The organism is Staphylococcus sp. mip270_02 (assembly GCF_054031535.1).
Window position 1 is genome coordinate 1 of sequence record NZ_CM132934.1, and the last position, 14,140, is coordinate 14,140.

A 14,140-nucleotide genomic window follows, 5' to 3' on the forward strand; every position below is an offset into this window, starting at 1 on the left:
CTGGCAACGTCCTACTCTTGCGGAACGTAAGTCCGACTACCATCGGCGCTAAAGAGCTTAACTTCTGTGTTCGGCATGGGAACAGGTGTGACCTCTTTGCCATTGTCACCAGACAATGAAATGTATGAAATTATACATTCAAAACTAGATAGTAAGTAAAATATGATTTAACCAAAACAAAACAATTTAAAATTTGATTAAGTCTTCGATCGATTAGTATTCGTCAGCTCCACATATCGCTATGCTTCCACCTCGAACCTATTAACCTCATCATCTTTGAGGGATCTTATAACCGAAGTTGGGAAATCTCATCTTGAGGGGGGCTTCATGCTTAGATGCTTTCAGCACTTATCCCGTCCATACATAGCTACCCAGCGATGCCGTTGGCACGACAACTGGTACACCAGAGGTATGTCCATCCCGGTCCTCTCGTACTAAGGACAGCTCCTCTCAAATTTCCTACGCCCACGACGGATAGGGACCGAACTGTCTCACGACGTTCTGAACCCAGCTCGCGTACCGCTTTAATGGGCGAACAGCCCAACCCTTGGGACCGACTACAGCCCCAGGATGCGATGAGCCGACATCGAGGTGCCAAACCTCCCCGTCGATGTGAACTCTTGGGGGAGATAAGCCTGTTATCCCCGGGGTAGCTTTTATCCGTTGAGCGATGGCCCTTCCATGCGGAACCACCGGATCACTAAGTCCGTCTTTCGACCCTGCTCGACTTGTAAGTCTCGCAGTCAAGCTTCCTTATGCCTTTACACTCTATGAATGATTTCCAACCATTCTGAGGAAACCTTTGAGCGCCTCCGTTACTCTTTAGGAGGCGACCGCCCCAGTCAAACTGCCCATCTGACACTGTCTCCCACCATGATAAATGGTGCGGGTTAGAAATCCAACACAGCGAGGGTAGTATCCCACCAACGCCTCCACGTAAGCTAGCGCTCACGTATCTCAGGCTCCTACCTATCCTGTACAAGCTGTGCCGAATTTCAATATCAGACTACAGTAAAGCTCCACGGGGTCTTTCCGTCCTGTCGCGGGTAACCTGCATCTTCACAGGTACTATGATTTCACCGAGTCTCTCGTTGAGACAGTGCCCAAATCGTTACGCCTTTCGTGCGGGTCGGAACTTACCCGACAAGGAATTTCGCTACCTTAGGACCGTTATAGTTACGGCCGCCGTTTACTGGGGCTTCGATTCGTAGCTTCGCAGAAGCTAACCACTCCTCTTAACCTTCCAGCACCGGGCAGGCGTCAGCCCCTATACATCACCTTACGGTTTAGCAGAGACCTGTGTTTTTGATAAACAGTCGCTTGGGCCTATTCACTGCGGCTCTCCTGGGCGTTAACCCTAAAGAGCACCCCTTCTCCCGAAGTTACGGGGTCATTTTGCCGAGTTCCTTAACGAGAGTTCGCTCGCTCACCTTAGAATTCTCATCTTGACTACCTGTGTCGGTTTGCGGTACGGGCACCACAATTCTAGCTAGAGGCTTTTCTCGGCAGTGTGAAATCAACGACTCGAGGAAACAATTTCCTCTCCCCATCACAGCTTGACCTTAAGAGTGCCGGATTTGCCTAACACTCAGTCTTACTGCTTGGACGTACAATCCAATAGTACGCTTCGCCTATCCTACTGCGTCCCCCCATCGCTTAAAACGAATTATGGTGGTACAGGAATATCAACCTGTTATCCATCGCCTACGCCTATCGGCCTCAGCTTAGGACCCGACTAACCCAGAGCGGACGAGCCTTCCTCTGGAAACCTTAGTCAATCGGTGGACGGGATTCTCACCCGTCTTTCGCTACTCACACCGGCATTCTCACTTCTAAGCGCTCCACATGTCCTTGCGATCATGCTTCAACGCCCTTAGAACGCTCTCCTACCATTGTCCTTACGGACAATCCACAGCTTCGGTAATATGTTTAGCCCCGGTACATTTTCGGCGCAGTGTCACTCGACTAGTGAGCTATTACGCACTCTTTAAATGATGGCTGCTTCTAAGCCAACATCCTAGTTGTCTGGGCAACGCCACATCCTTTTCCACTTAACATATATTTTGGGACCTTAGCTGGTGGTCTGGGCTGTTTCCCTTTCGAACACGGACCTTATCACCCGCGTTCTAACTCCCAAGTTAAATTGATTGGCATTCGGAGTTTGTCTGAATTCGGTAACCCGATAAGGGCCCCTCGTCCAAACAGTGCTCTACCTCCAATAATCATCACTTGAGGCTAGCCCTAAAGCTATTTCGGAGAGAACCAGCTATCTCCAGGTTCGATTGGAATTTCTCCGCTACCCACAACTCATCCGCTCACTTTTCAACGTAAGTCGGTTCGGTCCTCCATTCAGTGTTACCTGAACTTCAACCTGGTCATGGGTAGATCACCTGGTTTCGGGTCTACGACCAAATACTCAACGCCCTATTCAGACTCGCTTTCGCTACGGCTCCACATTCACTGCTTAACCTTGCATCAAATCGTAACTCGCCGGTTCATTCTACAAAAGGCACGCCATCACCCATTAACGGGCTCTGACTACTTGTAAGCACACGGTTTCAAGTTCTATTTCACTCCCCTTCCGGGGTACTTTTCACCTTTCCCTCACGGTACTGGTTCACTATCGGTCACTAGAGAGTATTTAGCCTTGGGAGATGGTCCTCCCGGATTCCGACGGAATTTCTCGTGTTCCGTCGTACTCAGGATCCACTCAAGAGTGAATAAACTTTCGACTACAGGATTATTACCTTCTTTGATTCATCTTTCCAGATGATTCGTCTAGTTTATTCTTTTGTAACTCCGTATAGAGTGTCCTACAACCCCAACAAGCAAGCTCGTTGGTTTGGGCTCTTCCCGTTTCGCTCGCCGCTACTCAGGGAATCGATTTTTCTTTCTCTTCCTGCGGGTACTAAGATGTTTCAGTTCTCCGCGTCTACCTTCAGATATGCTATGTATTCACATATCGATAACATGACATAACTCATGCTGGGTTTCCCCATTCGGAAATCTCTGGATCAAAGCTTACTTACAGCTCCCCAAAGCATATCGTCGTTAGTAACGTCCTTCATCGGCTTCTAGTGCCAAGGCATCCACCGTGCGCCCTTAATAACTTAATCTTTTTTGACTTTCAACACGAACAAGTCGGTTGAAAACCCAAAATGTTATTAATCTGTGAGTGTTCTTTCGAACACTAGCGATTATTTCTTTTTGAATTCAAAGCTTGTTAAAAAACTCTAATTCACTCGGTTTTGCTTGGTAAAATCATAAATTTTACTTACTTATCTAGTTTTCAATGTACAAAATAATGCAATGAATACTCCAATGAGCACTCAAAACTGAATACAATATGTCAATGTTATTCCTATTTCATCTTCGTAAGAAGATGTTTCCGAATATATCCTTAGAAAGGAGGTGATCCAGCCGCACCTTCCGATACGGCTACCTTGTTACGACTTCACCCCAATCATTTGTCCCACCTTCGACGGCTAGCTCCATAAATGGTTACTCCACCGGCTTCGGGTGTTACAAACTCTCGTGGTGTGACGGGCGGTGTGTACAAGACCCGGGAACGTATTCACCGTAGCATGCTGATCTACGATTACTAGCGATTCCAGCTTCATGTAGTCGAGTTGCAGACTACAATCCGAACTGAGAACAACTTTATGGGATTTGCATGACCTCGCGGTTTAGCTGCCCTTTGTATTGTCCATTGTAGCACGTGTGTAGCCCAAATCATAAGGGGCATGATGATTTGACGTCATCCCCACCTTCCTCCGGTTTGTCACCGGCAGTCAACCTAGAGTGCCCAACTTAATGATGGCAACTAAGCTTAAGGGTTGCGCTCGTTGCGGGACTTAACCCAACATCTCACGACACGAGCTGACGACAACCATGCACCACCTGTCACTTTGTCCCCCGAAGGGGAAGGCTCTATCTCTAGAGTTTTCAAAGGATGTCAAGATTTGGTAAGGTTCTTCGCGTTGCTTCGAATTAAACCACATGCTCCACCGCTTGTGCGGGTCCCCGTCAATTCCTTTGAGTTTCAACCTTGCGGTCGTACTCCCCAGGCGGAGTGCTTAATGCGTTAGCTGCAGCACTAAGGGGCGGAAACCCCCTAACACTTAGCACTCATCGTTTACGGCGTGGACTACCAGGGTATCTAATCCTGTTTGATCCCCACGCTTTCGCACATCAGCGTCAGTTACAGACCAGAAAGTCGCCTTCGCCACTGGTGTTCCTCCATATCTCTGCGCATTTCACCGCTACACATGGAATTCCACTTTCCTCTTCTGCACTCAAGTTTCCCAGTTTCCAATGACCCTCCACGGTTGAGCCGTGGGCTTTCACATCAGACTTAAGAAACCGCCTACGCGCGCTTTACGCCCAATAATTCCGGATAACGCTTGCCACCTACGTATTACCGCGGCTGCTGGCACGTAGTTAGCCGTGGCTTTCTGATTAGGTACCGTCAAGACGTGCACAGTTACTTACACATTTGTTCTTCCCTAATAACAGAGTTTTACGAGCCGAAACCCTTCATCACTCACGCGGCGTTGCTCCGTCAGGCTTTCGCCCATTGCGGAAGATTCCCTACTGCTGCCTCCCGTAGGAGTCTGGACCGTGTCTCAGTTCCAGTGTGGCCGATCACCCTCTCAGGTCGGCTACGTATCGTTGCCTTGGTAAGCCGTTACCTTACCAACTAGCTAATACGGCGCGGGTCCATCTATAAGTGATAGCAAAACCATCTTTCACTTTAGAACCATGCGGTTCCAAATGTTATCCGGTATTAGCTCCGGTTTCCCGAAGTTATCCCAGTCTTATAGGTAGGTTACCCACGTGTTACTCACCCGTCCGCCGCTAACGTCAAAGGAGCAAGCTCCTTATCTGTTCGCTCGACTTGCATGTATTAGGCACGCCGCCAGCGTTCATCCTGAGCCAGGATCAAACTCTCCATAAATGAATTATGATGTTTGATTAGCTCATAAAATACTAATTTGTGTTATCTCTAACACTTGTTTTGAACCAACAATTTAATGTTGCGTTCGGAATTAACGTTGACATATTGCAATTCAGTTTTCAATGTTCATTTCTTCAATCACAAGAAACAATTTTACTCTCTTCAACTCAGAAAGTCAAGAAGTTTTTAAAATTATTTTTTATTTTTTTGGTAAAACTTCCATAAAAAAACGACCCAAGGGTCAATATGGAATTGCCTGGCAACGTCCTACTCTTGCGGAACGTAAGTCCGACTACCATCGGCGCTAAAGAGCTTAACTTCTGTGTTCGGCATGGGAACAGGTGTGACCTCTTTGCCATTGTCACCAGACAATGAAATGTATGAAATTATACATTCAAAACTAGATAGTAAGTAAAATATGATTCAACCAAAACAAAACAATTTAAAATTTGATTAAGTCTTCGATCGATTAGTATTCGTCAGCTCCACATATCGCTATGCTTCCACCTCGAACCTATTAACCTCATCATCTTTGAGGGATCTTATAACCGAAGTTGGGAAATCTCATCTTGAGGGGGGCTTCATGCTTAGATGCTTTCAGCACTTATCCCGTCCATACATAGCTACCCAGCGATGCCGTTGGCACGACAACTGGTACACCAGAGGTATGTCCATCCCGGTCCTCTCGTACTAAGGACAGCTCCTCTCAAATTTCCTACGCCCACGACGGATAGGGACCGAACTGTCTCACGACGTTCTGAACCCAGCTCGCGTACCGCTTTAATGGGCGAACAGCCCAACCCTTGGGACCGACTACAGCCCCAGGATGCGATGAGCCGACATCGAGGTGCCAAACCTCCCCGTCGATGTGAACTCTTGGGGGAGATAAGCCTGTTATCCCCGGGGTAGCTTTTATCCGTTGAGCGATGGCCCTTCCATGCGGAACCACCGGATCACTAAGTCCGTCTTTCGACCCTGCTCGACTTGTAAGTCTCGCAGTCAAGCTTCCTTATGCCTTTACACTCTATGAATGATTTCCAACCATTCTGAGGAAACCTTTGAGCGCCTCCGTTACTCTTTAGGAGGCGACCGCCCCAGTCAAACTGCCCATCTGACACTGTCTCCCACCATGATAAATGGTGCGGGTTAGAAATCCAACACAGCGAGGGTAGTATCCCACCAACGCCTCCACGTAAGCTAGCGCTCACGTATCTCAGGCTCCTACCTATCCTGTACAAGCTGTGCCGAATTTCAATATCAGACTACAGTAAAGCTCCACGGGGTCTTTCCGTCCTGTCGCGGGTAACCTGCATCTTCACAGGTACTATGATTTCACCGAGTCTCTCGTTGAGACAGTGCCCAAATCGTTACGCCTTTCGTGCGGGTCGGAACTTACCCGACAAGGAATTTCGCTACCTTAGGACCGTTATAGTTACGGCCGCCGTTTACTGGGGCTTCGATTCGTAGCTTCGCAGAAGCTAACCACTCCTCTTAACCTTCCAGCACCGGGCAGGCGTCAGCCCCTATACATCACCTTACGGTTTAGCAGAGACCTGTGTTTTTGATAAACAGTCGCTTGGGCCTATTCACTGCGGCTCTCCTGGGCGTTAACCCTAAAGAGCACCCCTTCTCCCGAAGTTACGGGGTCATTTTGCCGAGTTCCTTAACGAGAGTTCGCTCGCTCACCTTAGAATTCTCATCTTGACTACCTGTGTCGGTTTGCGGTACGGGCACCACAATTCTAGCTAGAGGCTTTTCTCGGCAGTGTGAAATCAACGACTCGAGGAAACAATTTCCTCTCCCCATCACAGCTTGACCTTAAGAGTGCCGGATTTGCCTAACACTCAGTCTTACTGCTTGGACGTACAATCCAATAGTACGCTTCGCCTATCCTACTGCGTCCCCCCATCGCTTAAAACGAATTATGGTGGTACAGGAATATCAACCTGTTATCCATCGCCTACGCCTATCGGCCTCAGCTTAGGACCCGACTAACCCAGAGCGGACGAGCCTTCCTCTGGAAACCTTAGTCAATCGGTGGACGGGATTCTCACCCGTCTTTCGCTACTCACACCGGCATTCTCACTTCTAAGCGCTCCACATGTCCTTGCGATCATGCTTCAACGCCCTTAGAACGCTCTCCTACCATTGTCCTTACGGACAATCCACAGCTTCGGTAATATGTTTAGCCCCGGTACATTTTCGGCGCAGTGTCACTCGACTAGTGAGCTATTACGCACTCTTTAAATGATGGCTGCTTCTAAGCCAACATCCTAGTTGTCTGGGCAACGCCACATCCTTTTCCACTTAACATATATTTTGGGACCTTAGCTGGTGGTCTGGGCTGTTTCCCTTTCGAACACGGACCTTATCACCCGCGTTCTAACTCCCAAGTTAAATTGATTGGCATTCGGAGTTTGTCTGAATTCGGTAACCCGATAAGGGCCCCTCGTCCAAACAGTGCTCTACCTCCAATAATCATCACTTGAGGCTAGCCCTAAAGCTATTTCGGAGAGAACCAGCTATCTCCAGGTTCGATTGGAATTTCTCCGCTACCCACAACTCATCCGCTCACTTTTCAACGTAAGTCGGTTCGGTCCTCCATTCAGTGTTACCTGAACTTCAACCTGGTCATGGGTAGATCACCTGGTTTCGGGTCTACGACCAAATACTCAACGCCCTATTCAGACTCGCTTTCGCTACGGCTCCACATTCACTGCTTAACCTTGCATCAAATCGTAACTCGCCGGTTCATTCTACAAAAGGCACGCCATCACCCATTAACGGGCTCTGACTACTTGTAAGCACACGGTTTCAAGTTCTATTTCACTCCCCTTCCGGGGTACTTTTCACCTTTCCCTCACGGTACTGGTTCACTATCGGTCACTAGAGAGTATTTAGCCTTGGGAGATGGTCCTCCCGGATTCCGACGGAATTTCTCGTGTTCCGTCGTACTCAGGATCCACTCAAGAGTGAATAAACTTTCGACTACAGGATTATTACCTTCTTTGATTCATCTTTCCAGATGATTCGTCTAGTTTATTCTTTTGTAACTCCGTATAGAGTGTCCTACAACCCCAACAAGCAAGCTCGTTGGTTTGGGCTCTTCCCGTTTCGCTCGCCGCTACTCAGGGAATCGATTTTTCTTTCTCTTCCTGCGGGTACTAAGATGTTTCAGTTCTCCGCGTCTACCTTCAGATATGCTATGTATTCACATATCGATAACATGACATAACTCATGCTGGGTTTCCCCATTCGGAAATCTCTGGATCAAAGCTTACTTACAGCTCCCCAAAGCATATCGTCGTTAGTAACGTCCTTCATCGGCTTCTAGTGCCAAGGCATCCACCGTGCGCCCTTAATAACTTAATCTTTTTTGACTTTCAACACGAACAAGTCGGTTGAAAACCCAAAATGTTATTAATCTGTGAGTGTTCTTTCGAACACTAGCGATTATTTCTTTTTGAATTCAAAGCTTGTTAAAAAACTCTAATTCACTCGGTTTTGCTTGGTAAAATCATAAATTTTACTTACTTATCTAGTTTTCAATGTACAAAATAATGCAATGAATACTCCAATGAGCACTCAAAACTGAATACAATATGTCAATGTTATTCCTATTTCATCTTCGTAAGAAGATGTTTCCGAATATATCCTTAGAAAGGAGGTGATCCAGCCGCACCTTCCGATACGGCTACCTTGTTACGACTTCACCCCAATCATTTGTCCCACCTTCGACGGCTAGCTCCATAAATGGTTACTCCACCGGCTTCGGGTGTTACAAACTCTCGTGGTGTGACGGGCGGTGTGTACAAGACCCGGGAACGTATTCACCGTAGCATGCTGATCTACGATTACTAGCGATTCCAGCTTCATGTAGTCGAGTTGCAGACTACAATCCGAACTGAGAACAACTTTATGGGATTTGCATGACCTCGCGGTTTAGCTGCCCTTTGTATTGTCCATTGTAGCACGTGTGTAGCCCAAATCATAAGGGGCATGATGATTTGACGTCATCCCCACCTTCCTCCGGTTTGTCACCGGCAGTCAACCTAGAGTGCCCAACTTAATGATGGCAACTAAGCTTAAGGGTTGCGCTCGTTGCGGGACTTAACCCAACATCTCACGACACGAGCTGACGACAACCATGCACCACCTGTCACTTTGTCCCCCGAAGGGGAAGGCTCTATCTCTAGAGTTTTCAAAGGATGTCAAGATTTGGTAAGGTTCTTCGCGTTGCTTCGAATTAAACCACATGCTCCACCGCTTGTGCGGGTCCCCGTCAATTCCTTTGAGTTTCAACCTTGCGGTCGTACTCCCCAGGCGGAGTGCTTAATGCGTTAGCTGCAGCACTAAGGGGCGGAAACCCCCTAACACTTAGCACTCATCGTTTACGGCGTGGACTACCAGGGTATCTAATCCTGTTTGATCCCCACGCTTTCGCACATCAGCGTCAGTTACAGACCAGAAAGTCGCCTTCGCCACTGGTGTTCCTCCATATCTCTGCGCATTTCACCGCTACACATGGAATTCCACTTTCCTCTTCTGCACTCAAGTTTCCCAGTTTCCAATGACCCTCCACGGTTGAGCCGTGGGCTTTCACATCAGACTTAAGAAACCGCCTACGCGCGCTTTACGCCCAATAATTCCGGATAACGCTTGCCACCTACGTATTACCGCGGCTGCTGGCACGTAGTTAGCCGTGGCTTTCTGATTAGGTACCGTCAAGACGTGCACAGTTACTTACACATTTGTTCTTCCCTAATAACAGAGTTTTACGAGCCGAAACCCTTCATCACTCACGCGGCGTTGCTCCGTCAGGCTTTCGCCCATTGCGGAAGATTCCCTACTGCTGCCTCCCGTAGGAGTCTGGACCGTGTCTCAGTTCCAGTGTGGCCGATCACCCTCTCAGGTCGGCTACGTATCGTTGCCTTGGTAAGCCGTTACCTTACCAACTAGCTAATACGGCGCGGGTCCATCTATAAGTGATAGCAAAACCATCTTTCACTTTAGAACCATGCGGTTCCAAATGTTATCCGGTATTAGCTCCGGTTTCCCGAAGTTATCCCAGTCTTATAGGTAGGTTACCCACGTGTTACTCACCCGTCCGCCGCTAACGTCAAAGGAGCAAGCTCCTTATCTGTTCGCTCGACTTGCATGTATTAGGCACGCCGCCAGCGTTCATCCTGAGCCAGGATCAAACTCTCCATAAATGAATTATGATGTTTGATTAGCTCATAAAATACTAATTTGTGTTATCTCTAACACTTGTTTTGAACCAACAATTTAATGTTGCGTTCGGAATTAACGTTGACATATTGCAATTCAGTTTTCAATGTTCATTTCTTCAACCACAAGAAACAATTTTACTCTCTTTAACTCAGAAAGTCAAGAAGTTTTTTGAAATTGTTTTTTATGTTTCGTTTGTATGTTTGTCGTTTTGTTTCGTCCGACAAGTAAATACTATACACGTATAAAAACCTTTTAACAACGGTAAAATTTACACTTACTCTCTTTAAGAACCTAGCTTTATTAGCAAAAACCAAACTTTAAATCATCAATTGTAATTAAAGTCCTTTTTTCAGCGTTTTTCAATACTAAAAAAGTACTGATATATATAAAATAGCTCCTATATCCATACTTTATTTTATTTTACATTTTCTTAATTTTATTTATAAAAATAAGGCTATCCCAAAATGGAATAGCCTTATACTCTATTTACTATGCATTTCATGCATTGCTACATCTCTGTTCTACCCATTATAGCTTTAGATAATGTAACTTCATCTGCATACTCTAAATCTCCACCTACAGAAAGACCTTGTGCTAATCTCGTTACTGTAACGCCGATTGGTTTTACTAGTCTTGAGATATACATAGCTGTCGACTCTCCCTCTAAATTAGGGTTCATTGCTAGTATCAATTCTTTTACTTCTTCGTCTTTTAAGCGATCAATCAAACTAGGTATATTAATATCTTCAGGTCCAATACCGTCCATAGGTGATATAGAACCATGTAGTACATGATACAGTCCTTTGTATTCACGCATCTTTTCCATTGCAATAACATCTTTATCATCTTCTACTACACAGATGACAGATCGATCTCTTTGCTTATCTTGGCAAATATAACATGGGTCTTGTTCTGTGATATGTCCACATACACTACAATAGGTTAGCTCTCTTTTAACATCTACAAGTGATTTGGCAAATTGAACAACGTCGTCTTCTTTCATATCTAATACATGAAACGCCAGACGTTGAGCCGTTTTAGGTCCAATGCCTGGCAGTTTCATGAAACTGTCAATAAGTTTCGAGATTGGTTCAGGATAATGCATGCGATCACATTCCAGGAATGTTTAAGCCTTGCGTGTGCTTACCTAAACGTTCTTGCGTAAGTTCATCTGCTTTATTCATTGCTTCATTTGTAGCAGCAATCACTAAGTCTTGTAACATTTCAATGTCATCTGGATCTACCGCTTCTTCTTTAATTTCTACATCTAATACTTCTTTATGACCTGATACAGTTACAGTTACCATACCGCCACCAGCTGTACCTTGCACTTTTTCTTCTTTAAGCTTTTCTTGCTCTTCGCCCATTTTCTTTTGCATTTTTTGCATTTGTTTCATCATTTGTTGCATATTTCCGCCACCGCGCATAATTATATCCTCCTTAAAACTTTTACATCACTTTGTTGTGATTTATCTTTTTTCTCATTATACATGCCTTTTTGAACATTGTCATGTATCACTCTTCATCTATAACATTTACAGTACTTTCACCGAATAAGTCTTTTGCTTTTTGAACAACATCTACTTCATCAGGTATTTGAGTCGTAGTTTGTTCGTCATTTCCAGCTTCTGTTGTTGAGCCAGTTTTTCTATTTTGAAGATATTCTGTTCTCACTCTCATCCATTGATCTGCTGGCACCCCAACTACTTTAACTGTCTTATCTATAATATTACAAACAACATTTTCGATGTTCTCTCGTTTTTCATCATCTTTATTAACAATTTCACAATGAATCTCTTCCTCAAATTTGATAAGCACATGGGTCTCACTAGCTGCCACTGGTTCAGAATTCTGTAACAAGCTAACTAAAGATTTCATATCATTATTTTTGGCATGATCGACAACTTCTTGCCAATGCTCTTTCAATTGTTTGATATCATCTTTATTCGCTTTATCTAAAACTTTGGCAATTTGTTGCATTGAAAAGGCATTTTTAGATTGTCCACCTTTGCTAGAAACACGCTTTGTTTGCTGCGGCGATGTAGTTGTCGCTATACCATTCGCCCTAATTGATTTAAGCTCATTTTCAAGTTGTTCCATTCTTTGTATTAATACATCATTATTAGGTTCTGTTGCAACACCTGTTGTAGCAACTGTTCGAACATGTTCAGGTGTTTCTTTAATCATTTCAGCTAATTTTACTAATAATACTTCAAAATGTACACTTTGATTCACACTGAAACGAATCGATACAAGTGTATCGTTAATAACATCTATCATTTTGTATAGTACATTTAACTCAAAATGCATTAATGCATCATATTCAGTTTCTTCGTTAGATGTTTTATTCATAATCGTATCTCTAACAAAATAAATCATATCATTAATCAAGCGATTTACTTCTTTACCCTGAGACACAAATTTATGGTACGTTGCAAAGGCATTTCTTACATCCCCCTCTACAACCTCTCTAAATAATTCATCTAACGCTTTCGCATCTACACTACCCGTGACATTCAAAGCATCTTCTAAGGTCAAGTGCTCATCACCAAAAGCAATAGCTTGGTCCATAATACTTAGCGCATCACGCATACCACCTTCAGAAGCTTTCGCTATAAAATCTAATGCCGTTTCATCATAATCAATTTGTTGTTCTTCTGCTACGAATTTCAATCTTTCTACAATTTCATTTTGACTAATTGCTTTAAAATCAAATCTCTGTGCTCTTGAGATAATTGTAGGCGGAATTTTGTGAGGTTCTGTTGTCGCCAATATAAAAATCGCGTGTGCTGGCGGTTCTTCCAATGTTTTAAGCAATGCGTTAAACGCGCCAGTCGTAAGCATGTGTACTTCATCTATGATATAAACTTTAAATTTCGATTCACTAGGTGCATATTTAACTTTATCTCTAATATTTCTAATTTCATCCACACCATTATTACTAGCTGCATCAATTTCAATAACGTCTGAGTTTGTACCACGAGTGATACCTTTACAAATCGCACATTCATTACAAGGTTCTCCATCTGCACGCTCAAGACAATTAATAGCTTTGGCAAACACTTTGGCGATACTTGTTTTCCCAGTACCCCTAGGCCCGCTAAATATATAAGCATGTGATTGTTTATTTTTCGAAATCGCATTACGTAGTGTTTTGGTAACATGTTCCTGTCCTACAACATCATCGAAACTTTGCGGTCGGAACATTCTATATAAAGCTTGATAATTCACTTTCGCACCTCCAATTACATTCACCAATAATTATAGCATTGTATTTTCCACTTTGAATATTAGTTAAAAGCTTCAGGATAAATTACATCACCTTTTGGTTGTTCAAGTAATTGATCCCATAAAAATTTAACCATAAAGAATTTCGATGGTACATCAAACGGATTAGAAATCTCAAAATCTTGTGCCTCTTCATAACCAAACTTACCATAATATGATGGGTCTCCCAATACAATAATCGTACTATAGTCTTGTGCTTTAGCCCGTTCTTCAACCGCTTGAATCAGCGCTTTGCCTATACCTTTCCCTCTATAATCTGCTAATACAGATAATGGCGCTAATGCCAAAGTGGTATAACGGTTGTCTCCACTTACAATTGCAATTTCAGATAACATGATATGACCTATGACTTCACCGTCATCATTTTTAGCTACAACCTCTAGTTCATAATTATATTCAGGTGCTTTCCTCAACTTTTTCACTAATTCTTGTTCATCGTGATTTGATTCTGCCACATCTGAAAAAGCCGCTTCAATAGCATCTAAACTTGTATCATAATCATTTTCAGTTAAAGTACTTAAGTAAATTTGCATGGCTACCCCCTCAAAACGTTTAGTTTTATTTTTAAACATTATAACATCAGTTAGCACATTCCATTTGTACGGATACTAAAACAACATTTAAGCATTGCTTATATTTTAATATAAAAAAAGAGCGACTGCT

General features: G+C 44.2%; 4 protein-coding genes and 6 rRNA genes. All 10 read right to left on the bottom strand.

Going from position 1 to position 14,140, the window contains the following annotated elements:
* Positions 1-113 (bottom strand): 5S ribosomal RNA (gene rrf, locus ACW5YJ_RS00005).
* An 80-nt stretch (positions 114-193) separates the two neighbouring features.
* Positions 194-3,116: ribosomal RNA gene (locus ACW5YJ_RS00010) — 23S ribosomal RNA — on the bottom strand.
* Positions 3,117-3,404: 288 nt separating this feature from the next.
* Positions 3,405-4,957: ribosomal RNA gene (locus ACW5YJ_RS00015) — 16S ribosomal RNA — on the bottom strand.
* 254 nt (positions 4,958-5,211) lie between these two features.
* Positions 5,212-5,326: ribosomal RNA gene (gene rrf / locus ACW5YJ_RS00020) — 5S ribosomal RNA — on the bottom strand.
* Positions 5,327-5,406: 80 nt separating this feature from the next.
* Positions 5,407-8,329 (bottom strand): 23S ribosomal RNA (locus ACW5YJ_RS00025).
* Between the two features lie 288 nt (positions 8,330-8,617).
* Positions 8,618-10,170: ribosomal RNA gene (locus tag ACW5YJ_RS00030) — 16S ribosomal RNA — on the bottom strand.
* The 16S, 23S and 5S rRNA genes sit together here, the layout of an rRNA operon.
* Before the next feature lie 527 nt (positions 10,171-10,697).
* On the bottom strand, positions 10,698-11,294 hold the full coding sequence (recR, locus tag ACW5YJ_RS00035) for a recombination mediator RecR (protein ID WP_017723276.1): 597 nt from the start codon (positions 11,292-11,294) through the stop codon (positions 10,698-10,700).
* Positions 11,295-11,298: 4 nt separating this feature from the next.
* Positions 11,299-11,616 (bottom strand): YbaB/EbfC family nucleoid-associated protein, encoded by a 318-nt coding sequence (locus tag ACW5YJ_RS00040; protein WP_002484224.1) that lies wholly within the window; start codon positions 11,614-11,616, stop codon positions 11,299-11,301.
* Positions 11,617-11,704: 88 nt separating this feature from the next.
* Positions 11,705-13,420 carry a DNA polymerase III subunit gamma/tau gene (gene dnaX, locus ACW5YJ_RS00045; RefSeq protein WP_119603677.1) on the bottom strand — a complete coding sequence of 572 codons (1,716 nt, stop codon included), beginning with the start codon at positions 13,418-13,420 and terminating at the stop codon, positions 11,705-11,707.
* Positions 13,421-13,479: 59 nt separating this feature from the next.
* Positions 13,480-14,010: a GNAT family N-acetyltransferase gene (locus tag ACW5YJ_RS00050; protein ID WP_107551725.1), complete on the bottom strand. Its 531-nt coding sequence runs from the start codon at positions 14,008-14,010 to the stop codon at positions 13,480-13,482.
* Positions 14,011-14,140 lie beyond the last annotated feature (130 nt).

Coding starts and splice junctions, on each gene's coding strand:
- recR (WP_017723276.1), bottom strand. CDS start 11,294: ATGCATTATCCTGAACCAATCTCGAAACTTATTGACAGTTTCATGAAA.
- ACW5YJ_RS00040 (WP_002484224.1), bottom strand. CDS start 11,616: ATGCGCGGTGGCGGAAATATGCAACAAATGATGAAACAAATGCAAAAA.
- ACW5YJ_RS00050 (WP_107551725.1), bottom strand. CDS start 14,010: ATGCAAATTTACTTAAGTACTTTAACTGAAAATGATTATGATACAAGT.